Annotated in this window: 27 protein-coding genes; 25 read left to right on the forward strand and 2 right to left on the reverse strand. The window is 45.7% G+C overall.

Annotated elements, in window-relative coordinates; genetic code table 11:
- Positions 1–224: 224 nt before the first annotated feature.
- From L0991_13305 to L0991_13420, 24 genes are all read left to right on the forward strand, one after another.
- A complete protein-coding gene (locus tag L0991_13305) occupies positions 225–974 on the forward strand; it encodes an amino acid ABC transporter substrate-binding protein (protein XGB62339.1) in 750 nt (249 codons plus the stop codon).
- A gap of 115 nt (positions 975–1,089) precedes the next feature.
- Positions 1,090–1,761: an amino acid ABC transporter permease gene (locus L0991_13310; GenBank protein ID XGB62340.1), complete on the forward strand. Its 672-nt coding sequence runs from the start codon at positions 1,090–1,092 to the stop codon at positions 1,759–1,761.
- Positions 1,758–2,495 carry an amino acid ABC transporter ATP-binding protein gene (locus tag L0991_13315; GenBank protein ID XGB62341.1) on the forward strand — a complete coding sequence of 246 codons (738 nt, stop codon included), beginning with the start codon at positions 1,758–1,760 and terminating at the stop codon, positions 2,493–2,495. The genes L0991_13310 and L0991_13315 overlap by 4 nt, the downstream gene beginning before the upstream one ends.
- Positions 2,496–2,701: 206 nt before the next feature.
- Positions 2,702–2,836: a 50S ribosomal protein L34 gene (gene rpmH, locus L0991_13320; protein XGB62342.1), complete on the forward strand. Its 135-nt coding sequence runs from the start codon at positions 2,702–2,704 to the stop codon at positions 2,834–2,836.
- A 45-nt stretch (positions 2,837–2,881) separates the two neighbouring features.
- Positions 2,882–3,205 (forward strand): ribonuclease P protein component, encoded by a 324-nt coding sequence (gene rnpA, locus L0991_13325; GenBank protein XGB62343.1) that lies wholly within the window; start codon positions 2,882–2,884, stop codon positions 3,203–3,205.
- Positions 3,172–3,429 carry a membrane protein insertion efficiency factor YidD gene (gene yidD, locus L0991_13330; protein XGB62344.1) on the forward strand — a complete coding sequence of 86 codons (258 nt, stop codon included), beginning with the start codon at positions 3,172–3,174 and terminating at the stop codon, positions 3,427–3,429. Before rnpA ends, yidD begins: the two co-directional genes overlap by 34 nt.
- A gap of 2 nt (positions 3,430–3,431) precedes the next feature.
- Positions 3,432–5,054: a membrane protein insertase YidC gene (gene yidC, locus L0991_13335; protein ID XGB62345.1), complete on the forward strand. Its 1,623-nt coding sequence runs from the start codon at positions 3,432–3,434 to the stop codon at positions 5,052–5,054.
- A gap of 129 nt (positions 5,055–5,183) precedes the next feature.
- Positions 5,184–6,545: a tRNA uridine-5-carboxymethylaminomethyl(34) synthesis GTPase MnmE gene (mnmE, locus tag L0991_13340; protein ID XGB62346.1), complete on the forward strand. Its 1,362-nt coding sequence runs from the start codon at positions 5,184–5,186 to the stop codon at positions 6,543–6,545.
- A gap of 50 nt (positions 6,546–6,595) precedes the next feature.
- Positions 6,596–7,030, forward strand: a complete 435-nt coding sequence (mioC, locus tag L0991_13345) for an FMN-binding protein MioC (GenBank protein ID XGB62347.1) — start codon at positions 6,596–6,598, stop codon at positions 7,028–7,030.
- 482 nt (positions 7,031–7,512) lie between these two features.
- Positions 7,513–9,408, forward strand: a complete 1,896-nt coding sequence (mnmG, locus tag L0991_13350) for a tRNA uridine-5-carboxymethylaminomethyl(34) synthesis enzyme MnmG (protein XGB62348.1) — start codon at positions 7,513–7,515, stop codon at positions 9,406–9,408.
- A complete protein-coding gene (rsmG, locus tag L0991_13355) occupies positions 9,408–10,040 on the forward strand; it encodes a 16S rRNA (guanine(527)-N(7))-methyltransferase RsmG (GenBank protein XGB62349.1) in 633 nt (210 codons plus the stop codon). Before mnmG ends, rsmG begins: the two co-directional genes overlap by 1 nt.
- Before the next feature lie 14 nt (positions 10,041–10,054).
- Complete coding sequence (locus L0991_13360; protein ID XGB62350.1) at positions 10,055–10,828, forward strand: ParA family protein; 774 nt, start codon at positions 10,055–10,057, stop codon at positions 10,826–10,828.
- Positions 10,829–10,851: 23 nt separating this feature from the next.
- A complete protein-coding gene (locus L0991_13365) occupies positions 10,852–11,733 on the forward strand; it encodes a ParB/RepB/Spo0J family partition protein (GenBank protein ID XGB62351.1) in 882 nt (293 codons plus the stop codon).
- A gap of 191 nt (positions 11,734–11,924) precedes the next feature.
- Complete coding sequence (locus L0991_13370; protein ID XGB62352.1) at positions 11,925–12,314, forward strand: F0F1 ATP synthase subunit I; 390 nt, start codon at positions 11,925–11,927, stop codon at positions 12,312–12,314.
- Positions 12,315–12,322: 8 nt separating this feature from the next.
- Positions 12,323–13,120 carry a F0F1 ATP synthase subunit A gene (atpB, locus tag L0991_13375; protein ID XGB62353.1) on the forward strand — a complete coding sequence of 266 codons (798 nt, stop codon included), beginning with the start codon at positions 12,323–12,325 and terminating at the stop codon, positions 13,118–13,120.
- A gap of 51 nt (positions 13,121–13,171) precedes the next feature.
- Positions 13,172–13,429, forward strand: coding sequence for a F0F1 ATP synthase subunit C (atpE, locus tag L0991_13380; protein ID XGB62354.1), 258 nt, complete (start codon positions 13,172–13,174; stop codon positions 13,427–13,429).
- 59 nt (positions 13,430–13,488) lie between these two features.
- Positions 13,489–13,959, forward strand: a complete 471-nt coding sequence (atpF, locus tag L0991_13385) for a F0F1 ATP synthase subunit B (protein XGB62355.1) — start codon at positions 13,489–13,491, stop codon at positions 13,957–13,959.
- 15 nt (positions 13,960–13,974) lie between these two features.
- Entirely contained in the window at positions 13,975–14,508 is a 534-nt protein-coding gene (gene atpH, locus L0991_13390) for a F0F1 ATP synthase subunit delta (GenBank protein ID XGB62356.1), read from the forward strand.
- A gap of 13 nt (positions 14,509–14,521) precedes the next feature.
- Positions 14,522–16,063, forward strand: a complete 1,542-nt coding sequence (atpA, locus tag L0991_13395; protein ID XGB62357.1) for a F0F1 ATP synthase subunit alpha — start codon at positions 14,522–14,524, stop codon at positions 16,061–16,063.
- Between the two features lie 48 nt (positions 16,064–16,111).
- Positions 16,112–16,978, forward strand: a complete 867-nt coding sequence (gene atpG / locus L0991_13400) for a F0F1 ATP synthase subunit gamma (protein ID XGB62358.1) — start codon at positions 16,112–16,114, stop codon at positions 16,976–16,978.
- Positions 16,979–17,029: 51 nt separating this feature from the next.
- Positions 17,030–18,433, forward strand: coding sequence for a F0F1 ATP synthase subunit beta (atpD, locus tag L0991_13405; GenBank protein XGB62359.1), 1,404 nt, complete (start codon positions 17,030–17,032; stop codon positions 18,431–18,433).
- 18 nt (positions 18,434–18,451) lie between these two features.
- Positions 18,452–18,874: a F0F1 ATP synthase subunit epsilon gene (atpC, locus tag L0991_13410; protein XGB62360.1), complete on the forward strand. Its 423-nt coding sequence runs from the start codon at positions 18,452–18,454 to the stop codon at positions 18,872–18,874.
- A 183-nt stretch (positions 18,875–19,057) separates the two neighbouring features.
- Positions 19,058–20,416, forward strand: a complete 1,359-nt coding sequence (glmU, locus tag L0991_13415) for a bifunctional UDP-N-acetylglucosamine diphosphorylase/glucosamine-1-phosphate N-acetyltransferase GlmU (protein ID XGB62361.1) — start codon at positions 19,058–19,060, stop codon at positions 20,414–20,416.
- Between the two features lie 221 nt (positions 20,417–20,637).
- On the forward strand, positions 20,638–22,257 hold the full coding sequence (locus L0991_13420; GenBank protein ID XGB63904.1) for a sensor domain-containing diguanylate cyclase: 1,620 nt from the start codon (positions 20,638–20,640) through the stop codon (positions 22,255–22,257).
- A 75-nt stretch (positions 22,258–22,332) separates the two neighbouring features.
- On the opposite strand, the gene L0991_13425 is transcribed toward L0991_13420, so the two are convergent.
- A complete protein-coding gene (locus L0991_13425; GenBank protein XGB62362.1) occupies positions 22,333–23,544 on the reverse strand; it encodes a Bcr/CflA family multidrug efflux MFS transporter in 1,212 nt (403 codons plus the stop codon).
- 163 nt (positions 23,545–23,707) lie between these two features.
- Between L0991_13425 and L0991_13430 the strand changes: the two genes are divergently transcribed.
- Positions 23,708–24,622 (forward strand): LysR family transcriptional regulator, encoded by a 915-nt coding sequence (locus tag L0991_13430; protein ID XGB62363.1) that lies wholly within the window; start codon positions 23,708–23,710, stop codon positions 24,620–24,622.
- A gap of 71 nt (positions 24,623–24,693) precedes the next feature.
- Here L0991_13430 and ilvA read toward each other — a convergent pair whose 3' ends face one another.
- Positions 24,694–26,238, reverse strand: a complete 1,545-nt coding sequence (ilvA, locus tag L0991_13435; GenBank protein ID XGB62364.1) for a threonine ammonia-lyase, biosynthetic — start codon at positions 26,236–26,238, stop codon at positions 24,694–24,696.
- Between the last annotated feature and the right edge of the window lies 1 nt (position 26,239).

Below are 26,239 nucleotides of genomic sequence, written 5' to 3' on the forward strand. Positions count from 1 at the left end.
CAGTGAATAAGATCCAAGTTATTCACAATAAATTTGTAATTAACCGGCGGATCCGCACATCTTGCCCCTAATTTACTCACACAACGATCCACTTATGCCCGGATCCTTGCTAGTTATCCCCAAAACGAGAATGCGATCTAGTTATGGTTAATAACATCTGGTTATTTATTCTATCGAGCAATTTACCAGTAACATCCAATCCCATAAATATAAGGAGTTACCAAATGAATAACTGGATTAAGGCTGCAATTGCGGCTATCGCACTCTCTGCTGCTACTGTTCAAGCTGCGACTGAAGTTAAAGTCGGCATGTCTGGTCGCTACTTCCCATTTACTTTTGTTAAACAAGACCAGCTACAAGGTTTTGAAGTGGATTTATGGGATGAGATCGGTAAACGTAACGACTACAAGGTTGAGTACGTGACAGCGAACTTCTCTGGTCTGTTTGGTCTTCTTGAAACGGGTCGAATTGATACCATTTCTAACCAAATTACAATGACGGATGCACGTAAAGCGAAATACCTATTCGCAGACCCATACGTAGTAGACGGCGCACAAATTACCGTTCGTAAGGGTAATGACAGCATTAAAGGTATCGAAGACCTTGAAGGCAAAACGGTTGCGGTAAACCTAGGCTCGAACTTTGAACAACTGCTACGCAGCTACGACAAAGATGGCAAGATCAACGTGAAAACCTACGACACAGGCATTGAACACGATGTCGCTCTTGGCCGTGCCGATGCATTCGTTATGGATCGCCTATCTGCACTAGAGCTTATCAAGAAGACTGGTCTACCATTACAGCTAGCAGGTCAGCCATTCGAAACGATTGAAAATGCTTGGCCTTTCGTAGACAACGATAACGGTAAGAAACTACAAGCCGAAGTAAACGAAGCATTAGCAGCAATGCGCGCAGATGGTACGCTAGAAAGTATCTCTCAGAAATGGTTTGGTGCGGACATTACTCAGAAGTAATCACTCACTCTCCATTCAAGGCCCACTGCTTTATACAGCGGTGGGCTTTTGCTTTTATATCACTGATAAAAACGCTTGATATCACGCGGCTTCCAATAAAAATACGAGATAGATTATGGGATTTGATTTTAACTACATGCTAGAGCTGCTACCGATACTGTTGAAGTATCTTGGCACCACCATGGAGATGGCGATTTGGGGCTTGTTCTTTGCTCTGATCCTGTCTGTGATACTGGCAAACATTCGTGTGTTCAAAATCCCAGTACTCGACCAACTCAGCCAACTTTATATTAGCTTCTTCCGTGGCACCCCACTTCTGGTTCAGCTATTCCTCCTTTATTACGGTTTACCTCAGGTGTTCCCGTGGATGGTTGGCTTAGATGCATTCAGTGCTGCAGTCATTGGTTTAACCCTGCACTTTGCCGCTTACATGGCAGAAAGTATTCGCGCCGCGATTATCGGTATTGATCGCAGCCAGATGGAAGCGAGCCTTTCGGTAGGTATGACGACGAGCCAAGCGATGCGCCGAGTGATCTTGCCGCAAGCGACCCGTGTCGCTCTGCCTTCTCTGATGAACTACTTCATCGACATGATCAAATCGACCTCACTTGCCTTTACGCTAGGCGTGGCTGAGATTATGGCTAAGGCTCAAATGGAGGCATCTTCAAGCTTCCGTTTCTTCGAGGCTTTCTTGGCAGTTGCTCTTATTTACTGGGGTGTGGTGGTTATCCTAACTCGTATTCAAATCTGGGCCGAAGTGAAACTGAATAAGGCATACGTACGATGATCAAATTACAAAATATCCACAAGCACTTTGGTGACACCGAAGTTCTCAAAGGGATCGACCTAGAAATCAAGCAAGGTGAGATCATTGTTATCATAGGTTCGAGTGGTACAGGTAAGTCGACACTACTGCGCTGTGTGAACTTTCTTGAGCAAGCCGACCAAGGCACGATCTCGATTGATGACATCAAAGTCGATGCCCAAAAGCATACCAAAGCAGAGGTGCTAGCACTGCGACGTAAGACTGGCTTTGTTTTCCAAAACTATGCCCTATTTGCTCACCAAACCGCCAAGCAGAACATTGCTGAAGGTTTGATTACAGTGCGTGGTTGGAAGAAGCAGCAAGCCTATGAAAAAGCACAACAAATACTGGATGATATCGGCCTAGGTGACAAAGCAGACAGCTACCCAGCAGCGCTTTCTGGCGGTCAGCAGCAACGTGTTGGTATTGGCCGTGCAATGGCACTCCAACCAGAGCTTTTACTGTTTGATGAACCAACTTCTGCGCTGGATCCTGAGTGGGTTGGCGAAGTACTTAACCTGATGAAAAAATTGGCAAACCAGCATCAAACCATGCTGGTGGTTACTCATGAAATGCAGTTCGCTAGAGAGGTCGCAGACCGAGTGATCTTCATGGCTGACGGCCATATTGTCGAGCAGGGATCTCCACAGGATATTTTTGGTAATCCACAAGATCCTAAATTAAAAAAATTCCTAAATAAGGTTGGGATCGACTAAGGATCCTTGTGATTTTAGTTATTCTACGTATAATCCCCCGACCGGAATTTTAGTTAACCCAATCATTGACACTTTTTGTGACAGTGATTACAATTCCGCCTCTTTGTTGAGAGGCGTCGGTTTTCCTTTCTTATATAAAGAAGAGAAAAAATGCCCACGCCGGGTTTAACAAAAACCTAAAACTACTGATCAGTAAGGTAATTACAATGAAACGCACTTTTCAACCTACAGTTCTAAAGCGTAAGCGTACTCACGGTTTCCGTGCTCGCATGGCTACTAAGAACGGTCGCGCAACAATCAATGCACGTCGTGCAAAAGGCCGTAAGCGTCTTTCTAAGTAATCTTTGATTATTTTGAATAAGCTAGCCTTCGGTCGGGAGTTACGCTTGTTAACTCCCGAACATTATCAAAATGTCTTCAAGCAAGCTCATCGAGCTGGCTCTCCTCATTTCACCATCATTGCTCGAAATAACTCTCTTTCAAATCCTCGCCTTGGATTAGCCGTTCCGAAAAAACAGATTAAAACCGCCGTGGGTCGTAATCGATTCAAGCGTCTTACTCGTGAAAGTTTTCGTAACACTCAGCACAAACTTCCTAACAAAGATTTTGTTGTAATCGCTAAGAAGAGCGCGCAAGATTTAAGCAATGAAGAAATGTTCAAGCTACTCGACAAATTATGGCTTCGCCTGTCTCGCCCTTCGCGTGGATAGCGCTAATACCCATCTATTTTTATAGATGGTTTATTAGTCCACTCATCGGCCCACGCTGCCGATTTACTCCAACCTGCTCTTTATATGCGATAGAAGCGTTGAAAGCTCACGGTTTTGTAAAAGGGTGTTGGTTATCAGGCAAACGTCTATTAAAATGCCATCCTTTGAACGATGGGGGCTTTGACCCCGTTCCACCAGTCCAAAAACAAGACAGAGATAAATAACGATGGATTCTCAACGTAATATCCTGTTAATCGCATTGGCTTTGGTTTCTTTCCTACTTTTCCAACAATGGAATGTAGCTAAGAACCCAGCTCCACAAGCGGTTGAGCAGGCACAATCTGGCAGCACCCTACCAGCGCCATCTTATGCAGATGATCTAGACCCGGCTCCTGGTCAAGTTGCTTCTTCTGCAAAAACTATCACAGTGACCACTGATGTACTGACTCTGTCAATTGATACGGTTGGTGGTGATGTTGTGAAAGCAGACCTAAATGATTACTCAGCTGAGTTTGATTCTGAAGAGAGCTTTGTTCTTCTTAAGAATGAACCAGGCCACCAATTTATCGCTCAAAGCGGTCTAGTTGGTCCTCAAGGTATCGACCTTAGCAGCACAAACCGCCCTAGCTACACGGTTTCAGCAGACAGCTTTACGCTGGCTGACGGTCAGGATGAACTACGCATCCCAATGACTTACCAAGCGAACGGCCTAGATTACACAAAAACATTCATCCTTAAGCGCGGCAGCTACGCGATTGACGTTGAATACGATGTAGTCAACAACTCTGGCAACAACGCGACATTCGGTATGTACGCTCACCTACGTCAAAACGTTATGGATGACGGCGGTAGCCTAACAATGCCAACTTACCGTGGTGGTGCTTACTCTACGGAAGATACGCGTTACAAGAAATACAGCTTCGACGACATGCAAGATCGCAACCTGTCTCTTAACCTAGCAAATGGTCAAGGTTGGGCAGCGATGATTCAACACTACTTTGCAAGTGCTTGGATCCCACGCGACGAAGCAGGCAGCAACCTTTACACTCGTGTAATCGGTAACCTAGGCGACATCGGTGTTCGTATGCCGAACAAAACCATCGCTAACGGTGACGAAGCAAGCTTTAAAGCAACGCTTTGGGTTGGTCCAAAACTTCAAGACCAAATGGCAGCAACTGCACCAAACCTAGACTTGGTAGTAGATTACGGCTGGCTATGGTTCATTGCTAAACCACTTCATACTCTGCTTTCGTTCATTCAAAGCTTCGTATCGAACTGGGGTGTGGCAATCATCATCCTAACTTTCATCGTTCGTGGTGCTATGTACCCACTAACGAAAGCTCAGTACACGTCTATGGCGAAAATGCGTATGCTTCAGCCTAAGCTGACTGCAATGCGTGAGCGTATCGGCGACGACCGTCAACGCATGAGCCAAGAAATGATGGAGCTTTACAAGAAAGAGAAAGTAAACCCACTAGGTGGCTGTTTACCTATCCTCCTGCAAATGCCTATCTTCATTTCGCTATACTGGGCACTAATGGAGTCTGTTGAACTGCGTCACTCACCGTTCTTCGGTTGGATTACTGACCTTTCAGCGCAAGACCCATACTACATCTTGCCACTTCTGATGGGTGCTTCAATGTTCCTAATCCAGAAGATGAGCCCGACAACTGTAACGGATCCAATGCAGCAGAAGATCATGACCTTTATGCCGGTTATGTTCACATTCTTCTTCCTGTTCTTCCCTTCAGGTCTGGTTCTTTACTGGCTAGTATCGAACATCGTAACTCTGATTCAGCAAACGCTTATCTACCGCGCGCTGGAAAAGAAAGGCTTACATTCTAAGTAAGTTCGATAGTAGAAAGAGCTAAAGAAAGGCGACCAAAAGGTCGCCTTTTTGTTTTTAGCTGATTACAATTCAGCTAATTGATTAATCGTGAATGCCCTTTTTCGCGTTCACATGCTAGCAGGCACAACTATGACTACAGATACGATTGTTGCTCAAGCGACCGCGCCCGGCCGTGGTGGCGTCGGTATTATCCGCGTTTCCGGCCCATTAGCGACTCAGGTTGCCCTAGAAGTAACGGGAAAAACACTTAAGCCTCGCTACGCTGAGTACCTACCTTTTAAATCTGGCGATGGCATCGAGCTCGACCAAGGTATCGCGCTCTACTTCCCTAACCCGCACTCTTTTACCGGTGAAGATGTCCTAGAGCTGCAAGGTCACGGTGGCCCAGTGGTTATGGATATGCTCATCAAACGCATCCTGGGGATCTCTGGTGTGCGTGCAGCTCGTCCTGGTGAGTTCTCAGAGCGTGCGTTCTTAAACGACAAGATGGACTTAACCCAAGCCGAAGCGATCGCTGACTTGATTGACGCAAGCTCAGAAGAAGCGGCTAAATCCGCACTGCAATCTCTTCAAGGTGAGTTCTCAAAACGCATTAACACCCTAGTCGATTCACTGATTCACCTGCGTATCTATGTTGAAGCGGCTATCGACTTCCCAGAAGAAGAAATCGACTTTCTGGCAGACGGTAAAGTAAGTGCTGACTTACAGGCTATCATCGACAACCTAGAGGCAGTACGCCAAGAAGCCAACCAAGGTGCTATCATGCGTGAAGGCATGAAGGTGGTGATCGCTGGTCGCCCAAATGCCGGTAAATCTAGCCTACTAAACGCGCTGTCAGGCAAAGAGTCGGCAATCGTGACCGATATTGCTGGTACCACACGTGATGTACTGCGAGAACACATCCATATTGATGGTATGCCACTGCATATTATCGATACCGCAGGCCTGCGTGATGCATCTGACGAAGTTGAAAAAATCGGTATTGAGCGTGCTTGGGAAGAAATAGCTCAAGCAGACCGAGTCCTATTTATGGTGGATGGCACTACAACCGATGCCACAGACCCGAAAGATATCTGGCCAGATTTCGTTGATCGTTTGCCAAATAACATTGGGATGACCGTCATTCGCAACAAAGCGGATCAAACCAATGAAGAGCTCGGGATTTGTCACGTGAACGATCCAACTCTGATTCGCTTGTCCGCAAAAACAGGTCAAGGCGTGGATGCCCTACGTAGTCACCTAAAAGAGTGTATGGGCTTTGCTGGTGGTCATGAAGGTGGCTTTATGGCTCGCCGTCGTCACTTGGATGCGCTTGAGCGTGCCTCAGAGCACCTCGATATTGGCCAGCAGCAACTTGAAGGCTACATGGCGGGTGAAATCTTGGCGGAAGAGCTTCGTATCACTCAGCAACACCTTAATGAGATCACGGGCGAGTTCAGCTCAGACGATCTGTTGGGGCGTATCTTCTCTTCATTCTGTATTGGTAAATAACCCAAGAAGGCTGGCTGATGCCGGCCTTTTTCTATAGTAAGGACAGCTTAATGATCCACATTATTACAGGTAGCACCTTAGGTGGCGCTGAATACGTTGGCGATCACCTTAATGATCTTCTAGAAGAACAAGGCCATGAGATAACGCTACACAACCAGCCTGAATACAATGATATTCCTCAGCAAGGCTTCTGGTTAGTAGTGACATCGACCCATGGCGCTGGTGAATTCCCTGACAATATCAAGCCATTCATAGCCGATCTGACAGAGCACGCACCTCAACTCGATAAGGTTCGCTTTGCTGTGATTGCCATTGGTGATTCAAGCTACGACACCTTCTGCGCAGCAGGCCAAACCGCTCATGAGTTATTAACAAAACTTGGCGGACAGGCGATTTCTGACTGTTTTACCATCGATGTTTTGGAGACTCCGGTCCCTGAAGACGCTGCAGAAGAGTGGTTTAACGATCATAGTGACCAATTTTAACCGTCTATCCTCTTAAAAAAGCGGCTTTTGCCGCTTTTTTTGTGCCTGAATATCGAGATTGTGAATAACTTTTTGGGGTAAAAGCCGAAAATTAGCCATTTATTTTCAAGATCTGCTGTGGATAAGATCATACATATTCGGTGATTAACCTATAGTTATCCAAATAACAAGTTTTAGAGCTATTTACCCCTGTGAATAAGTAGCCATTTTGATCCCAGCTAATCCTCATCCTGATCAAAGTTAGATCACACCATTTGATCCAAAAAAGATCCATGATCTCGTTGATCATTTCCGACTTATCCACAGACCGCTTCGATCCTAATAATAGATCCAATAAAAGATCTCTTTAAAGATCTTATCTATATTAATTAAAAACAGCTTAATCGAAAAATTCCAAAAACGTTTTCTCAAGCTATGAAAACAGGTAGAATATCGCTCCTTTTTATCAGTCTAGAAAACGTTTGAATACCTGAGGTCGGTTCATGCTTTATCACGAAAAATTTGACGTCATCGTTGTTGGTGGCGGCCATGCAGGAACGGAAGCCGCACTCGCATCTGCACGTACTGGTCAAAGTACGTTATTACTTACTCATAATATCGATACCTTGGGACAAATGTCTTGTAACCCAGCTATCGGTGGTATCGGTAAGGGCCACTTGGTGAAAGAGGTCGATGCAATGGGTGGTTTGATGGCACAAGCCATTGATCATGCAGGTATTCAGTTCAGAACACTAAACGCGTCAAAAGGTCCTGCGGTTCGTGCAACTCGCGCTCAAGCTGACCGAGCGCTTTACAAAGCCTTTGTGCGTAATGTTCTTGAAAACACACCAAACCTAACCTTGTTCCAACAATCGGTTGATGACCTGATCGTTGAACAGGATCAAGTGGTCGGTGTGGTAACCCAAATGGGTCTTAAGTTCCGTGCTGATGCTGTGGTACTGACGGTGGGTACATTCCTAGGCGGTAAGATCCATATTGGTATGGAAAGTTCTTCTGGTGGTCGTGCTGGTGATCCACCATCGATCGCTTTAGCTGACCGTCTTCGTGATCTTCCATTTAGAGTTGATCGCCTGAAAACCGGCACGCCTCCTCGTATCGATGCGCGTAGTGTTGATTTTTCTGAGCTTGAGGTTCAGCACGGTGATAACCCAACACCGGTTTTCTCATTCATGGGCAGCCGAGCACAACAGCCACGCCAAATCCCATGTTACATCACGCACACCAATGAAAATACGCACGATGTGATTCGTGCCAACCTTGACCGCAGCCCGATGTACGCTGGTGTGATTGAGGGTATTGGTCCTCGCTACTGTCCTTCGATTGAAGACAAAGTGATGCGTTTTGCTGATAAAAACAGCCACCAAATTTTTATTGAGCCTGAAGGCCTAACGACACATGAGCTATACCCGAATGGTATCTCTACTAGTCTACCGTTTGATGTACAGGTTCAAATTGTTCGCTCAATGAAGGGCTTCGAAAATGCTCACATCGTGCGCCCTGGCTACGCGATTGAGTATGATTTCTTCGATCCTCGCGACCTAAAACTGACTTACGAAACGAAGTTTATTAAAGGTCTGTTCTTCGCTGGTCAAATCAACGGTACAACTGGTTATGAAGAAGCAGCTGCGCAAGGTCTGATGGCTGGTTTGAACGCGAGTCTGTTTACTCAAGGCAAAGAAGGCTGGAGCCCACGTCGTGACCAAGCTTACATGGGCGTTCTGATCGACGACCTATCAACCATGGGCACCAAAGAACCGTACCGTATGTTTACGTCTCGTGCGGAATACCGTCTGTTGCTTCGTGAAGACAACGCCGATATCCGTCTGACGGAAAAATCTCGTGAACTTGGTTTGATTGATGATGCACGTTGGGCTCGATTCAATGAGAAGATGGACAACATGGAGAAAGAACGTCAGCGTCTGAAAGAGACTTGGATTAATCCAAAATCTGAAGATATTGGCGCGCTGAACCAGATCCTAAAAACACCAATGTCTCGTGAAGCGAGCGGTGAAGATCTTCTGCGTCGTCCTGAAATGACTTATTCACAACTGACGGCTCTGGATCGTTTTGCTCCAGCATTGGAAGATCAACAAGCGGCTGAGCAAGTTGAGATCCAAGTGAAGTACGAAGGCTACATTCAGCGTCAACAAGACGAAATTGAAAAATCACTGCGTCATGAAAACACCAAACTGCCTGCTGATATTGATTACACCCAGGTAAAAGGGCTTTCTAACGAAGTAGTCCTAAAACTAACTAACGCTAAACCGGATTCAATTGGTATTGCCTCTCGTATTTCGGGTATTACACCTGCGGCAATTTCAATTCTACTGGTTTACTTGAAAAAACACGGCCTGTTGAAAAAGGGTGAGGAAGCATAATGAGCGTATTACGCGAAAAACTGGATCACCTGATTGGCCAGACTGACCTAGAAGTATCTGAAAAACAACGTAGCCAGTTGGTTGGCTACGTTGAATTACTCAACAAATGGAACAAGGCTTACAACCTGACTTCGGTTCGTGACCCATTAGAAATGATGGTGAAACATATCTTAGATAGCATCATTGTTAGCACTCACTTACAGGGTAAGCGCTTTATCGATGTAGGCACCGGACCTGGCTTACCTGGGATTCCGCTCTCAATCATGAACCCAGACTGCGAGTTTTACTTGCTAGATAGTTTAGGTAAGCGTATTCGTTTCATTAAACAAGTGGTTCATGAGCTGGGTATCGACAACGTTGTGCCAGTTCAAAGCCGTGTTGAAGAGTTTCAATCTGAAGAAAAGTTTGATGCAGTGCTCAGTCGCGCATTTGCGTCAATGACAGACATGGTAGAGTGGTGTCACCATTTACCTAAAGAGCAATCCGGTGTATTTTTGGCTCTTAAGGGACAACATCCTAGAGACGAAATTGACCTGTTACCTGAATGGTGTTCAGTGACAGACATTAAAGCTTTGCGAGTGCCAGAGCTTGACGGAGAGCGTCATCTAGTAACTTTATCGCGTCAGGGATAATCAGCGAGGCCATAGTGGGTAGAATCGTAGCAATTGCCAACCAGAAGGGCGGCGTAGGAAAAACAACAACTTGCATTAACTTAGCAGCATCAATGGCGGCAACTAAACGCAAGATATTGGTTGTTGACCTCGATCCTCAAGGTAATGCCACTATGGCGAGCGGTGTCGACAAATATCAGGTTGAAGCAACTGCTTACGATTTGTTGGTTGAAGACACCCCATTTGATGAGGTAGTTTGCCGGAGTACATCTGGCAATTATGACCTCATCGCCGCAAACGGTGATGTTACTGCGGCAGAAATCAAGCTAATGGAAGTGTTTGCGCGCGAAGTTCGCCTTAAAAACGCACTCGCATCCATTCGCGATAATTATGATTTCATCTTTATTGATTGCCCACCCTCATTAAACCTTCTTACAATTAATGCCATGGCAGCTGCCGATTCCGTATTAGTTCCAATGCAATGTGAATACTTTGCTCTTGAAGGTTTAACTGCGTTGATGGATACCATAAGCAAGCTTGCGGCGGTGGTTAACGAGAACCTGAAGATCGAAGGTCTTCTGCGTACTATGTATGATCCTCGCAACCGCTTATCAAACGAAGTATCAGATCAACTCAAAAAACACTTCGGTAGCAAAGTTTACCGAACCGTGATCCCTAGAAATGTACGTCTTGCTGAAGCGCCGAGTCACGGCAAACCAGCAATGTACTACGACAAATATTCCGCTGGTGCTAAGGCATATCTTGCTCTTGCAGGCGAAATGTTGCGTCGTGAAGAAGTCCCAGTATAGGTCTAACCAAAGGAATTCGCTCAATGTCTAAGCGTGGTTTAGGAAAAGGGCTAGATGCACTGCTTGCAACTAGTTCATTGGCTCGTGAAAAACAGCAAGTCGCTTCTCATAGTCAGGCGTTATCGGCTGATGGAGAGCTAACAGAATTGGCTGTTGGTAGCTTGAAGCCAGGTGTTTATCAACCGCGTAAAGATATCGCGCCTGAAGCGCTAGAAGAGCTGGCGGCTTCCATTCAATCTCAAGGCATCATCCAGCCAATCGTTGTACGTCCATTAGCGCAAGATCAGTATGAGATTATTGCGGGTGAGCGTCGTTGGAGAGCGGCTCGTCAAGCGGGCCTTAAGCAAGTGCCGTGTCTTATCAAGCGAGTGGAAGACAAAGCCGCGATTGCGATGGCGTTAATCGAGAATATTCAGCGTGAAGACCTGAATGTTATCGAAGAAGCACAAGCGCTAGAGCGCTTACAGAATGAATTTGAACTAACGCACCAGCAAGTCGCTGATGTGATTGGTAAATCGAGAGCAACGGTTAGTAACTTATTACGTCTAAATCAGCTCGAAAATGAAGTAAAAGGTTTAGTTTCCAACAAACAATTGGAAATGGGGCATGCTCGAGCACTGCTTGCGCTCGAAGGTGATACCCAAGTTGAGGCTGCGAACACTGCGGCGACTAAAAACATGACCGTGCGTCAAACTGAACAACTTGTTAAAAAGTGTTTAAAACCAGACGTTGAGCCAGAATCAAAGCCTGAAGACACAGAAGCTATCGAACTTTCGCGAAGACTCACGGAAAAATTGCAAGCAAACGTTTCAGTTACTCGTTCTGTTAGCGGTAAGTCAAAAGTGACAATTACTCTTGATGAGCCTCACAAATTAGAGCAACTTATTGCTAAATTAGAGTACTAAATGAGATAATTGATTTAGGTCAATTATGTAATAAACAAGTAATTTCGTACAAAAGTTGTCGGTTTGTATGCAAAAATGTAAATGATTGCAGCGTTCTTATTGCAATCGATTTGGCTGAACGTATAATTTTCGCCAATTTCTCAGCACGCTTTTTAGCGAGTGGTAAAGTGGGCTTAAAGAGGAACGAATACATGGTAGCGGCGTTAGCAAGACCAGGACGAGTGCTTGCAAAGCAAATGTTATTGATCGAGCTTAGCGCGGTTATATTAGTGGCGATAGGGTTAGGTTTAGCTGTTAATCCTGACTGGGGTTTTGCTGCATTAATCGGTGGCGGTATTTTTGTCATCGCGAATGTGGTTTTTTGTGTGTGTGCTTTCCTTTTTTGTGGAGCTCGCGCGACTAAGTTAGTTGCGGCGTCGTTCTATGCTGGCGAAGCGCTAAAAATCCTAATCACAGTTCTACTATTCTCTATTGTCTACATGTATATGCAGGTGGAGTTAATTCCCCTCAAACTGACCTATTTACTGGTTCTTGGTATTAATATCTTTGCGCCAGTGCTTTTCATTAACAATAAGAAATAGGACGAGTTATGGCTGCGGCAACAGCATCCGGATACATTGAACACCACTTACAGAATCTATCTTTAGCTAAGTTAGGTTTTGTAGAGGAGACAAGTTTCTGGAACGTACATATAGACAGTCTGTTTTTTTCGGTGTTGACAGGGATGTTATTCCTTTGGGTTTTTCGCTCAGTCGCTAAGAAAGCAACAGTAGGTGTACCTGGTAAGCTTCAGTGTTTTGTAGAAATGGTAGTGGAATTCGTTGGCGACAACGTTAAAGAAACTTTCCATGGCCGCAACCCGCTGATTGCCCCATTAGCACTGACTATATTCTGCTGGATTATTTTAATGAACTTGATGGACTTAGTGCCAATCGATTTCTTACCATATCCTGCAGAGCATTGGTTAGGCATCCCTTACTTGAAAGTGGTTCCTACAGCTGATGTAAATATAACCATGGCAATGGCTCTAGGTGTTTTTGCTCTGATGATCTACTACAGCATCAAAGTAAAAGGCTTGGGCGGATTTGCTAAAGAATTGGCACTGCATCCATTTAATCACCCAATCATGATTCCATTTAACTTGGTACTTGAGGTAATTTCGCTTCTGGCGAAGCCACTATCTCTAGGTATGCGTTTGTTTGGTAATATGTTTGCGGGTGAGGTGGTGTTTATTCTTATCGCGGCAATGCTACCGTGGTACTTACAATGGGTAGGTGCACTACCTTGGGCTATCTTCCACATCTTGGTTATTTTGATTCAAGCATTTGTTTTCATGATGTTGACAATTGTTTACTTATCAATGGCTCACGAAGATAGTGATCACTAAAAAAAATTTTTAAGCTTTATTCTAACTATTAATGTTAATCGGAGAACGTAAATGGAAACTGTACTAAGTTTTTCAGCAATCGCTGTTGCTATTATTGTTGGTCTTTGTGCCGTAGGTACTGCAATTGGTTTTGCTATTCTTGGTGGTAAATTCCTAGAAGGCGCTGCGCGTCAACCTGAAATGGCTCCTATGCTACAAGTTAAGATGTTCATCATCGCTGGTCTACTGGATGCTGTTCCAATGATCGGTATCGTAATCGCACTACTATTCACGTTTGCTAACCCATTTGTTGGTCAACTAGCAGGCTAATTAACTCTTTAATAGTTAATTAAATTTTTGTAGTTGATTCTTAACGAGGGGTAGCTGTTGTGAATATGAACGCAACTCTGCTAGGTCAAGCAATTGCTTTTTCACTGTTTGTTTGGTTCTGCATGAAATATGTATGGCCACCAATCATGCAAGCAATTGAAGAGCGTCAGAAGAAAATTGCTGACGGTCTAGTAGCCGCTGAGCGCGCTGCTAAAGACTTGAACCTGGCACAAGCCAACGCTTCTGAGCAAATGAAAGAAGCAAAGCGCACTGCAACTGAGGTTATTGAACAGGCAAACAAACGTAAAGCTCAAATTATTGATGAAGCTCGCGAAGAAGCTCAGGCAGAACGCCAGAAAATCTTAGCGCAAGCTGAAGCAGAACTTGAAGCTGAGCGCACACGTGCCCGTGATGACCTGCGCAAACAAGTCGCAACTCTGGCTATAGCTGGTGCTGAGAAGATCCTTGAGCGTACGATCGATAAAGACGTACACAAAGACCTTCTTGACAACATTACTGCAAAACTTTAAAGCAAGGGGCTGTATATGTCTGATTTGACAACAATCGCACGCCCCTATGCTAAAGCAGCTTTTGACTTTGCGGTAGAAAAAGGTGAGCTTGACCAATGGAGTCAAATGCTCTCTTTTGCTGCCGAAGTGGCACAAAACAATGATATCCACAATCTACTAAGCAGTTCTCTAACTGCTGAAAAATTAGCGGAAGTATTCATTGCAGTTTGTGGCGAACAATTTGATGAATTCGGCCAGAACTTGATAAAAGTGATGGCAGAGAATGGCCGATTAATGGCTTTTCCTGATGTTTGCAAAGAGTTCTTATTGCTCAAACAAGAGCACGAGAAAGAGATCGACGTTGAAGTGACTTCAGCGGTTGAACTTTCTGAAGAACAACGCGCAGATATCAGCAGCAAATTGGAACAGCGCCTAGCGCGCAAAGTACAGCTGAATTGCAGTATAGATGAGACTCTGCTTAGCGGAGTTATTATTCGAGCCGGAGACCTAGTCATCGATAACTCAGCACGTGGTCGACTAGACCGCCTGAGCGATGCATTGCAGTCTTAATGGGGATTGGAGCATGCAACTTAATTCCACTGAAATTAGCGATCTAATTAAACAACGTATTGAATCTTTCGACGTTGTTAGTGAAGCTCGCAATGAAGGTACTATCGTTTCGGTAAGCGATGGCATCCTTAGCATTCACGGCCTAGCGGACGTGATGCAAGGTGAAATGATTGAACTACCGGGTGGCCGTTACGCGCTAGCACTTAACTTGAACCGTGATTCGGTTGGTGCTGTTGTAATGGGCCCATATGCTGACCTACAGGAAGGCATGAAAGTTACAGGTACTGGCCGCATTCTTGAAGTGCCAGTAGGTCCAGAACTACTTGGTCGTGTTGTAAACACACTAGGTGAGCCAATTGATGGTAAAGGTCCTATCGAAGCGAAACTAACTTCGCCTGTAGAAGTAATTGCACCAGGTGTAATCGACCGTAAATCGGTAGATCAACCTGTACAAACTGGTTACAAGTCTGTTGACTCAATGATCCCTATCGGTCGTGGTCAACGTGAGCTAGTAATCGGTGACCGTCAAACTGGTAAAACAGCGATGGCGATCGATGCGATTATTAACCAAAAAGATTCTGGTATTTTCTCTATCTACGTAGCAATCGGTCAGAAAGCATCGACTATCGCTAACGTAGTTCGCAAACTAGAAGAGCACGGCGCGCTAGCTAACACTATCGTTGTTGTTGCATCTGCTTCTGAATCTGCAGCGCTGCAATACCTAGCGCCATACGCAGGTTGTGCGATGGGTGAATACTTCCGTGATCGCGGTGAAGATGCACTGATTGTTTATGATGATCTATCTAAGCAAGCTGTAGCTTACCGTCAGATCTCGCTACTACTTAAGCGTCCACCAGGTCGTGAAGCATTCCCTGGTGATGTTTTCTACCTTCACTCTCGTCTACTAGAGCGTGCTGCTCGTGTAAGCGAACACTACGTAGAAACATTCACTAAAGGTGAAGTGAAAGGCAAGACTGGTTCTTTAACTGCTCTTCCTATCATTGAAACGCAAGCTGGTGACGTATCTGCATTCGTACCGACGAACGTAATCTCGATTACCGATGGTCAGATCTTCCTACAAACTGAGCTATTCAACGCGGGCGTACGTCCAGCTGTTGACCCAGGTATCTCAGTATCTCGTGTAGGTGGTTCAGCGCAGACTAAAATCATCAAGAAGCTATCTGGCGGTATCCGTACAGCTCTAGCACAGTATCGTGAACTAGCGGCATTCGCACAGTTCTCGTCTGACCTTGATGAAGCGACTAAGAAGCAGCTAGACCATGGTCAAAAAGTTACAGAGCTAATGAAGCAGAAGCAGTACGCTCCTATGTCTGTATTTGACCAAGCACTTGTAATCTTCGCTGCAGAGCGTGGTTACCTTCAAGATGTAGCGCTTGATAAGCTGCTAGATTTTGAAGCTGCTTTACTATCGTTTGCTCGCGGTCAATATGGCGATCTAGCTACACAGATCGACACAACGGGTGCTTACAACAATGATATCGAAGCTGAGCTGAAGAAGCTTGTTGACGATTTCAAAGCAACCCAGACCTGGTAATTGGTGGGTGGCCTTCGGGTCACCTCATACCATTAACGGAGAGTAACGATGGCCGGCGCAAAAGAGATACGTAATAAAATCGGTAGTGTTAAAAGCACACAGAAGATTACGAAAGCAATGGAAATGGTAGCAGCTTCAAAAATGCGTCGTTCTCAAGACGCAATGGAAGCTACTCGTCCATATGCAGAAACAATGCGTAAAGTGATCGGTCATTTGGCTAACGGTAGCCTTGAGTATAAGCATCCTTATCTTGAGGAACGTGAAGCCAAACGTGTTGGTTACATCATCGTTTCTACAGACCGTGGTCTATGTGGCGGCTTGAACATTAACTTGTTCAAGAAAGCTATGTTAGACATGAAAGACTGGTCTGAGAAAGGTGCTGAAGTTGAACTGGCAATTATCGGTTCAAAAGCAACAGCATTTTTCAACAACAGCGGCGCGAAAGTAGCAGCTCAAGTTTCTGGCCTAGGCGATAGCCCAAGCCTTGAAGACTTAATCGGCTCTGTAAGCGTAATGCTAAAGAAATATGATGAAGGTGAATTGGATCGCCTGTTCGTAGTGTTCAACAAGTTTGAAAACACTATGGTACAAGAACCAACGATCGATCAATTACTTCCTTTGCCTAAATCAGATAGCGAAGACATGCAGCGCGATCATGCTTGGGACTACATTTATGAGCCTGAGCCAAAACCACTACTAGATGCACTATTGGTTCGTTACGTCGAATCTCAAGTGTACCAAGGTGTGGTAGAGAACCTTGCTTGTGAGCAAGCGGCTCGAATGATTGCAATGAAAGCTGCAACCGACAACGCTAGCGACCTAATCGATGATTTAGAGCTTGTGTACAACAAGGCGCGTCAAGCGGCTATTACACAAGAACTTTCTGAAATCGTTTCAGGCGCAGCAGCGGTTTAATCGCTTATTCGTTTTAAGCTTAGGTAAAACTAAATAGTTAGAGGATTAACGATGGCTACAGGTAAGATCGTACAGATCATCGGTGCGGTAGTCGACGTAGAGTTCCCACAGGGCGAAGTACCTCGTGTATACGATGCTCTGAATGTTAATGAAGTGAAAGAGCGTCTAGTTCTTGAAGTTCAGCAACAACTTGGCGGTGGCGTAGTTCGCGCAATCGTAATGGGTAGCTCTGATGGTTTACGTCGTGGTTTGACAGTAGAAAATACTGGCGCTCCAATCTCAGTACCAGTAGGTACTAAGACCTTAGGTCGTATCATGAACGTTCTAGGTGACGCGATTGATGAGTGTGGTGAAATCGGTGCAGAAGAGCACTACGCAATTCACCGTGAAGCTCCAAGCTACGAAGAACAGTCTAACGAGACAGCTCTTCTAGAGACGGGTGTTAAGGTAATCGACTTGGTTTGTCCATTCGCTAAGGGTGGTAAAATCGGTCTATTCGGTGGTGCAGGTGTAGGTAAGACCGTTAACATGATGGAACTTATCAACAACATCGCACTTCAACACTCTGGCCTATCTGTATTTGCAGGTGTAGGTGAGCGTACTCGTGAAGGTAACGATTTCTACTTTGAGATGCAGGAAGCAGGCGTTGTAAACGTTGAAAAACCTGAAGAATCAAAAGTAGCGATGGTTTACGGTCAGATGAACGAGCCACCAGGTAACCGCCTACGTGTTGCACTGACTGGTCTAACAATGGCTGAGCGTTTCCGTGACGAAGGTCGTGACGTTCTACTATTCGTAGATAACATCTACCGTTACACGCTTGCAGGTACTGAGGTATCAGCACTTCTAGGCCGTATGCCTTCTGCGGTAGGTTACCAACCTACTCTTGCGGAAGAAATGGGTGTTCTACAAGAGCGTATCACGTCAACTAAGCAAGGTTCTATCACGTCTGTACAGGCGGTATACGTACCTGCGGATGACTTGACTGACCCGTCTCCAGCAACAACGTTCGCGCACTTGGATGCAACGGTTGTACTTAACCGTAACATCGCAGCTATGGGTCTATACCCAGCGATCGACCCGCTAGATTCTACATCTCGCCAACTGGATCCATTGGTAGTTGGACAAGAGCACTACGACATCGCTCGTGGCGTTCAGTCTACACTTCAGCGCTATAAAGAGCTGAAAGATATCATTGCTATCCTAGGTATGGACGAGCTATCTGAAGAAGATAAGCAAGTAGTATCTCGTGCTCGTAAGATTGAGAAGTTCCTTACTCAGCCTTACCACGTAGCGGAAGTATTTACTGGTGACCCAGGTGTTTACGTACCTCTAAAAGAGACTCTACGTGGCTTCCAAGGTCTACTATCTGGTGAATACGATGACATTCCAGAGCAAGCGTTCATGTACTGCGGTACTATCGACGAAGCTATTGAGAATGCTAAGAAGCTATAAGGCTAACTAGGAGGCGATATGGCAGCAATAACCTTTCACCTAGACGTAGTAAGTGCAGAGAAAAAGCTTTTCTCTGGTCTTGTTGAGACGTTTCAGGTGACCGGTAGTGAGGGTGAGCTTGGTATTTTCCATGGTCATACTCCACTGCTGACCGCTATCAAGCCTGGTATGGTGCGTATTGTTAAGCAGCACGGCCACGAAGAAATCATTTATGTTTCTGGTGGTATGGTAGAAGTTCAGCCTGGTACAGCGACTGTACTGGCTGATACAGCTATCCGTGGTGAAGAGCTAGACGCAGCAAAGGCGGAAGAAGCTAAACGCAAAGCTGTGGAGAATATCCAAAATCAGCATGGCGACATAGACTTCGCACAAGCGGCCGGTGAACTGGCTAAAGCCATTGCTCAGTTACGAGTTATCGAACTGACAAAACAGCGCCGCTAATCTTTTATAAGATTATTGGTTCTGAGCTAAAGGCGACCTAAGGGTCGCCTTTTTGTTTTTTTGCATACTCATATATATACGTTTACGTATCACCACCGATTAAATGGTTATTACAATTTAAGTTTTTGTCTCAAAACGGTTACAATATCAGCTTAAATAAAAATTACGTCGGATAGGTTTACAATGAAGTTTAGCGCGGTAATTCTTGCAGCGGGCAAAGGTACTCGCATGTACTCAAACACACCAAAGGTTCTGCATACTCTTGCAGGCAAACCAATGGTGAAGCATGTGATCGATACCTGTAATGGTCTAGGCGCTCAAAATATCCACTTGGTTTACGGCCATGGTGGTGATCAGATGAAGGCTACTTTGGCTGAGGAATCGGTAAATTGGGCACTGCAAGCAGAGCAGTTAGGTACAGGTCATGCGGTTGATCAGGCATCAGCGCACTTTGCTGATGATGAGAAAGTACTGGTGCTTTACGGTGATGTTCCTCTTATCTCGCCTGAAACTATTGAAAACCTATTAGACGCTCAACCAAACGGTGGTATTGCACTACTTACGGTTGTGCTGGATAACCCAATGGGTTACGGCCGTATCATTCGTCGCAATGGCCCAGTAGTAGCTATAGTTGAACAAAAAGATGCAACGGATGAGCAGAAGCTTATCAAAGAGATCAACACCGGCGTTATGGTCGCGACAGGTGGTGATCTTAAGCGTTGGTTGTCTGGCTTAAGCAATGACAACGCGCAAGGTGAATACTACCTAACTGACGTTATTGCTGCAGCTCATGATGAAGGTCGTGCGGTAGAAGCTGTACACCCTGTAAGCCCAATTGAAGTTGAAGGCGTGAACGATCGCTCTCAACTGGCTCGTCTAGAGCGTGCTTACCAAGCTGAGCAAGCAGACAAGCTATTGAAGCAGGGCGTTATGCTACGCGATCCAAGCCGCTTTGATCTACGTGGCGAACTGCAGTGTGGTATGGACGTTGAAATCGACACCAACGTGATTATTGAAGGCAGCGTAAGCATTGGTGATAACGTGGTTATCGGCACTGGCTGTGTTTTAAAAGACTGTGAAATTGATGACAACACGGTTATTCGCCCATACAGCGTAATTGAAGGTGCAACTGTTGGTGAAGACTGCACAGTTGGTCCATTTACTCGCCTACGTCCAGGTGCTGACATGCGTAATGATTCGCACGTTGGTAACTTTGTTGAAGTGAAGAACACTCGTCTTGGTGAAGGTTCTAAAGCGAACCACCTTACTTACTTAGGTGATGCTGAGATTGGCCAGCGTGTTAACGTTGGTGCTGGTGCTATTACTTGTAACTACGATGGTGCGAACAAGTTTAAGACTATCATCGGCGATGACGTATTCGTTGGTTCTGATAGCCAATTAATCGCCCCTGTTACTATCGGCAATGGCGCGACAGTAGGCGCGGGTTCAACGGTAACGCGTGATGTTTCTGAAAATGAACTGGTTATCAGCCGTGCTAAAGAGCGCAAGATTGCGGATTGGCAGCGCCCAAAGAAAAAGTAATCTTCTAACACTTAAAGTTTGATTCTTGTGAAAGCCAGCAACTAACGTTGCTGGCTTTTTTGTCATCATTTACTGATAAAAAAATAATCTATTTCCTAATTGTATTTTGTAGGCAGATTGTTAATATTTGGTCTGTCATTCTGTAAATTTAAAGTGTGTGCAAAATGAGACTTGTTGATAAAAAGTGGCAAACCTTGCCGATCGTTATTTTATCTTTTTCAATGCTGGTGGGCTTATACGGCTTTTACATCACCTTGGAAAAGTTAGTGGTAGAGAACGAACGTAACCATCTCGTCTCATTGATGTCTGATGTTGTCTATGAAATCCGTGAAGATAGCAGTTTGTTTACTCCCGGAGTGGATGTGGACGACTACATTGGCAACTTGACGCAAGCCAGCACTCGGCTGAGAATACAGGTCATTAACACTGACGGTGTGGTCATTGGTGATACAGACCTTTCCGATCATGCACTTGCGAGTGTTGAGAACCACAGCAATCGTCCCGAGTTTCAGCAAGCTTTGAAAACTGGCCTTGGCAGCGATGTACGCTTTAGTACCGTCACTTCTGTCGATCGTATCTATTACTCGCACAAAGAGTCGATGAATGGCAGCAGTTTCGTTATCGTGATCTCTTCACCAATGCATCAACTTAAGCAGATGAACTTCCAGCTAATGGGTATTCTGATCGGGATGGTTGTATTGAGCTTGAGCTTTTTGATTGGCACTTCGTATGTGAGTAACCGTCAGATTGTGCACAAGGTTGAAGAAGAGCAGAAGAAGCAAGATGAGCGTATTCGCCAAAGAACCCATGAGATTGAGTTGATGCACCGTTTGGCGAATATGCTTGCGGCATGTAACAACATGGTGGAAGCTCAGCAGATCGTCTCAGATATCTTGCCGCGAATTCTTGGTCAGGTGAACGGCAGTGTTTCATTGATGCGTGCTTCGCGTAACCAGCTCATCACTCAGCTAGATTGGGGAGAGGCTTGGCCAGGAAGTGCGAGCTTTGCACCGGAAGAGTGTTGGTCACTGCGAAAGGGGCGAGCACATCAATCAAATGATGACTTTCACTCGTTAACTTGTGGTCACATGCATGAGATGGAAAACAATCAGACGCTTTGTATCCCATTGACCGCTCATGGCAACACCATTGGCATCATGCACCTTTATTTCGGTCAAGGGCATATCGAGATTGACCCAATCACCGAGCAATTGGCTTTCAGTGTGTCAGAACACCTAGGCTTGGCGCTGGCTAACTTGAGCCTGCAAGAGAAGCTTCGCTCGCAAGCATTGAGCGATCCACTCACTGGACTGTTCAACCGTCGCTTCTTTGAGCAGAAGCTAGAAGAACACTCGATGAATTCGGCCACCAGCGAGCAGCCACTGTCTTTGTTAATGCTCGATTTGGATCATTTCAAACGCTTTAATGACAACTTTGGTCATGATGCGGGTGACTTCGTACTAAAAGAGATCAGCGCTTTGCTCAAGCAAAGTGTCAGTGAAGATGAGATTGCTTGTCGCTTAGGTGGTGAAGAGTTGGCGGTGCTGCTTCCACATTACACCATGCAGCAAGCGACCGAATTCGGACAAACCTTGTGTGATGCGGTTCGTTCTATGCACTTAGAGCACAAAGGGCTTTCTTTAGGCCAGTTAGGTGTATCGATTGGTGTCGCGACATATCCTAAGCCAGCCTCAGATACCGAATCTCTGGTTAAGATGGCGGACAATGCTCTGTACATGGCAAAAGACATGGGACGCAGTCGAGTGGTTAACTATGATGAGTACAGCCGCCATAAGGCACCTGCGTTGGAAGTTGTTGATGGAGAAGCGGTTTCGCAGTAACTCTAGTGAGTACAAAATTCAGATATAAAAAGAGCGAGTAACCTCGCTCTTTTTTTGTTTATATGAAGCTAGAAACTAGTCTTGCTTCTCTTCTGCTACAACACGAGAGTTATCTGGTGCTGCAAAGTGTTCTGAAAGCTCTTTGTTCGACACAATGTAGCCAATCCATAGGGCGCCTAAACAAATTACAACTGCAATACCTGTTGCACTTAGTGCTTGGCTAGCCATTGCTGCTACCAATGCGCTTGATAGGCTGCTGATGCTGATTTGCAAGCTATTCTGTAGGCCAGCCGCTGTTGCTGGGCTTTGCTTCGCACTTGATAGGGCACGGTTTACCACGATTGGGTAAAGTGCGCCATTCGCTACTGCAATCAGACAGAAAGGTGCAAGTAGAGGCCAGATTGATGTCAGCTCCCACTGCGATGCGATGAAGATAAGCATTGCAGCAACGCTGAACAAACCAATCAGATTTCTTAGTACCACACCATCACCATACTTCTTCACGGCTTGCTTACCGAAGTAACCACCCGCCATGAATGCGATCGTCTGTGGGATGAAACTCAGGCCGATATCTTTTGCTTCGTAGCCTAACTGAGCCATGATCTCAGGCATACCCGTTAGGTAAGCGAAGAACGCTGCAGAAGCCGATGCAAACATCAATACGTTGCCCACGTAAGGCTTTGATTTAAGCAGCATCTTGATATCAGTTTTAACTGATGTTTGTTTTACTTCTGGCGCTTCTTTTGGTTGAGCCATAGTAGTTGCCACTAGCAGCGCACCCATTAGTGTTAATGTCACGAAGATGCTGTGCCAGCCAAAGTTATCTGCCAGTAGTACACCAAGTTGAGGTGCCAGAGCTGGAGACAGTGCCACCAAAGGCATGATGGTTGCAAAAATTTGTTGGCTGCTGCTCTCAGAGTAGCGCTTGATAACCATCGCTTGCCAGATTACCGCTGGTGCACATACGCCAATCGCTTGAATGAAGCGCAGCGTCAGTAGGTGCCATACCTCAGTACTGAATGCCAAACCGAACGAAGCGGCCGTGAAAATAAAAAGACCAACCGCCAGCGTATTGCGGTGACCGTATTTATCACTCGCCAGTCCCCAAAGCAGTTGACCCATTGCCATACCACCAAGGAACACGGTAAGAGATAGTGCGATCTGCTCAGGGCCGGTTGCGAAATCGATCTCCATCGCCTTAAATGCAGGAAGGTACATATCGGTCGCGATAAAACCTAGCATTGAAAGTACTGCAAGGTAGACCAATTGAAATTTAGAAATATTCATAAGATGCCATTACGCTAAAAGTAGTGATGTTTTTATCATCAAAAAAATTGTTTGATATACAGAGGTGAAAGTCCCTGTTTATTTATGCTGACATTCTATTTTTCGGATCTGATAAAATAAAACGCTAAAATATGTGGTTATCAATCAAAAAATTTGAAGGCTTATGTTCTCTAAATCCTCTTTAGAAATGCTCGATACGGTAGCGCGCTTGGGTAGCTTTACCGCGGCGGCTGAGCAGTTGCACAAAGTGCCCTCGGCGATCAGCTATGGTGTCAGACAAGTCGAGCAAGAACTGGATGTTTTACTTTTCAGGCGTTTACCGAGAAAGGTCGAGCTCACTCCGGCAGGTGAACTGTTCATTGAAGAGGCGCGTGCACTACTGAGACAAATGGAAGAGGTCAGTGCCCAGACTCGTCGAGCAGCTCGTGGTTGGAAGAAAACCTTGCGTCTTACGCTCGACAATGTGGTGAAGCTCGACAAGATGAAGCCGATGATTGAAGAGTTTTATCAAACCTTTGAGTTTGCTGAGCTACAGATCAACATGGAAGTGTTTAACGGCTCTTGGGAAGCAATAGCACAAGGCAGAGCGGATATCGTGATTGGCGCGACCTCGGCAGTGCCAGTTGGCGGCGATTTTGAAGTCAAAGACATGGGGCAATTAGATTGGGCGTTTGTGATGTCACCAAGTCACCCGTGTGTGCGCGAACAGAATCTCAATGAAGAGTTCGTGAGCCAATATCCAGCCATCTGCTTGGATGACACCTCAAGCGTGCTGCCTAAGCGTCACACTGGCCACTACGCTAATCAAAGGCGTTTGCTGTTACCTAACTGGTATAGCGCGATTGAATGTCTGAAGAACGGTGTTGGAGTAGGGTACATGCCAAGGCATATTGCCGCGCCGATTATCGAGCAAGGTTTGCTGGTGGAGAAAATTTTGCCAGAGCCGAGCCCGTTGAGTCAGTGCTGCTTGGTGTGGCGAAAAGACGACAACCACAAGTTGATCGAGTGGATGGTCAACTATTTAGGATCCAGTGAACAACTTCACCGAGATTGGTTGGATCATCGCAAAGCGATCTAATTGAAAGATCTTTGTCGGCAAGATCAAAAAGAGCGAGTTTTCACTCGCTCTTTTGTTTCGGTAACTCGCTCTTATGACAAGAAGAACTTGTAAGAAGGGTTATCGGTTTCATCTTTGCACTGGTAACCAAGCTCTCTCAGGTGAGTAGAGAACTGAGCCAAATCTTCATCGTCCAGTTCAAAACCACATAATACGCGGCCGTAATCAGCGCCGTGGTTACGGTAGTTGAACAGGCTGATATTCCAGTGAGTACCTAAGGTATCAAGGAACTTAATCAATGCACCTGGATATTCTGGAAACTCAAAGCTGTACAAGCGCTCTTTCAATGGTTTTGATGGCTTGCCACCAATCATGTAGCGAATGTGCAGTTTTGCCATCTCATCATCAGACAGGTCGACGACTGGGTAGCCACCTTCACGTAGGTCGTTGATGATGTGATCGAGTTCTTCCTGTCCACCATTGAGACGTACACCGACGAAGATGTTCGCCAGGCTGTCATCGTTATGACGGTAGTTAAACTCAGTCACAGCACGGCCGCCAATGATATTACAGAACTCTAGGAAGGCACCTTGTCGTTCAGGAATAGTAACCGCAAGCAGACCTTCGCGCTTCTCACCCAATTCACAACGTTCAGACACATAGCGCAGACCATGGAAGTTGGTATTAGCACCAGACAGTACCGTTGCCAGTTGCTTGCCTTGCAATTGGTTCTGCTCAGCAAACTTCTTCAATCCTGCCAGAGCAAGTGCACCAGAAGGTTCGGCAATTGCGCGAGTATCTTCAAAGATGTCTTTCACCGCAGAGCAGATCTCATCGCTAGACACAGCAATGTGACCATCGATGTACTGCTGACACAGACGGAATGTCTCTTCACCAATGCGCTTAACCGCAACACCATCGGCAAACATGCTGACTTGATCCAGTACTACTGGTTCTCCGGCGTCGAGTGCTGCTTTCAAGCAAGATGAATCTTCTGGTTCAACCGCGATGACTTTGATTTCTGGCATCAGCTGCTTAACTAGCACTGCAACACCAGCCGCTAAACCACCACCACCGACAGGCACAAAGATGTAATCCATGTGACCATTTTGCTGAAGCATCTCCATACCCATGGTGCCTTGTCCTGCGATCACCAATGGGTGATCGAAAGGAGGCACAAAGGTGTAGCCATGTTCAGCGGAAAGGCGCTCTGCTTCAGCCTTTGCTTCATCAAAGTTGCTGCCGTGCAGAACCACGTTACCGCCAAAGCCACGTACAGCATCAACTTTGATATCTGGTGTGGTTTTTGGCATCACAATCGTGGTTTGAATACCAAGCTTAGAACCGGACAGTGCCATACCTTGAGCATGGTTACCTGCCGATGCGGCAATCACACCTGCGGCTTTCTGCTGCTCTGAAAGGCTTGATACCATGTTGTAGGCACCACGTAGCTTGAACGAGTGGACCGGCTGACGGTCTTCGCGCTTTAGCTGAACCTGATTACCAATACGAGCACTTAAGCGAGGCATCTCTTGCAGAGGTGTCACTATTGCTGCTTCGTAAACTGGCGCTCTCAGGATCTGACGCAGATAATCTGCGCCAGTTTGTTTTTGGGGACTGACCGTGTCATCACTCATA

This window comes from Vibrio chagasii, assembly GCA_041879415.1.
GTDB lineage: Bacteria > Pseudomonadota > Gammaproteobacteria > Enterobacterales > Vibrionaceae > Vibrio.

Excerpts from the sequence above, each read along its gene's own strand:
- L0991_13305 (XGB62339.1), top strand. The coding sequence starts at position 225 with ATGAATAACTGGATTAAGGCTGCAATTGCGGCTATCGCACTCTCTGCT.
- L0991_13310 (XGB62340.1), top strand. The coding sequence starts at position 1,090 with ATGGGATTTGATTTTAACTACATGCTAGAGCTGCTACCGATACTGTTG.
- L0991_13315 (XGB62341.1), top strand. The coding sequence starts at position 1,758 with ATGATCAAATTACAAAATATCCACAAGCACTTTGGTGACACCGAAGTT.
- rpmH (XGB62342.1), top strand. The coding sequence starts at position 2,702 with ATGAAACGCACTTTTCAACCTACAGTTCTAAAGCGTAAGCGTACTCAC.
- yidD (XGB62344.1), top strand. The coding sequence starts at position 3,172 with ATGGCTTCGCCTGTCTCGCCCTTCGCGTGGATAGCGCTAATACCCATC.
- yidC (XGB62345.1), top strand. The coding sequence starts at position 3,432 with ATGGATTCTCAACGTAATATCCTGTTAATCGCATTGGCTTTGGTTTCT.
- mnmE (XGB62346.1), top strand. The coding sequence starts at position 5,184 with ATGACTACAGATACGATTGTTGCTCAAGCGACCGCGCCCGGCCGTGGT.
- mioC (XGB62347.1), top strand. The coding sequence starts at position 6,596 with ATGATCCACATTATTACAGGTAGCACCTTAGGTGGCGCTGAATACGTT.
- mnmG (XGB62348.1), top strand. The coding sequence starts at position 7,513 with ATGCTTTATCACGAAAAATTTGACGTCATCGTTGTTGGTGGCGGCCAT.
- rsmG (XGB62349.1), top strand. The coding sequence starts at position 9,408 with ATGAGCGTATTACGCGAAAAACTGGATCACCTGATTGGCCAGACTGAC.
- L0991_13365 (XGB62351.1), top strand. The coding sequence starts at position 10,852 with ATGTCTAAGCGTGGTTTAGGAAAAGGGCTAGATGCACTGCTTGCAACT.
- L0991_13370 (XGB62352.1), top strand. The coding sequence starts at position 11,925 with ATGGTAGCGGCGTTAGCAAGACCAGGACGAGTGCTTGCAAAGCAAATG.
- atpB (XGB62353.1), top strand. The coding sequence starts at position 12,323 with ATGGCTGCGGCAACAGCATCCGGATACATTGAACACCACTTACAGAAT.
- atpE (XGB62354.1), top strand. The coding sequence starts at position 13,172 with ATGGAAACTGTACTAAGTTTTTCAGCAATCGCTGTTGCTATTATTGTT.
- atpH (XGB62356.1), top strand. The coding sequence starts at position 13,975 with ATGTCTGATTTGACAACAATCGCACGCCCCTATGCTAAAGCAGCTTTT.
- atpA (XGB62357.1), top strand. The coding sequence starts at position 14,522 with ATGCAACTTAATTCCACTGAAATTAGCGATCTAATTAAACAACGTATT.
- atpG (XGB62358.1), top strand. The coding sequence starts at position 16,112 with ATGGCCGGCGCAAAAGAGATACGTAATAAAATCGGTAGTGTTAAAAGC.
- atpD (XGB62359.1), top strand. The coding sequence starts at position 17,030 with ATGGCTACAGGTAAGATCGTACAGATCATCGGTGCGGTAGTCGACGTA.
- atpC (XGB62360.1), top strand. The coding sequence starts at position 18,452 with ATGGCAGCAATAACCTTTCACCTAGACGTAGTAAGTGCAGAGAAAAAG.
- glmU (XGB62361.1), top strand. The coding sequence starts at position 19,058 with ATGAAGTTTAGCGCGGTAATTCTTGCAGCGGGCAAAGGTACTCGCATG.
- L0991_13420 (XGB63904.1), top strand. The coding sequence starts at position 20,638 with ATGCTGGTGGGCTTATACGGCTTTTACATCACCTTGGAAAAGTTAGTG.
- L0991_13425 (XGB62362.1), bottom strand. The coding sequence starts at position 23,544 with ATGAATATTTCTAAATTTCAATTGGTCTACCTTGCAGTACTTTCAATG.
- L0991_13430 (XGB62363.1), top strand. The coding sequence starts at position 23,708 with ATGTTCTCTAAATCCTCTTTAGAAATGCTCGATACGGTAGCGCGCTTG.
- ilvA (XGB62364.1), bottom strand. The coding sequence starts at position 26,238 with ATGAGTGATGACACGGTCAGTCCCCAAAAACAAACTGGCGCAGATTAT.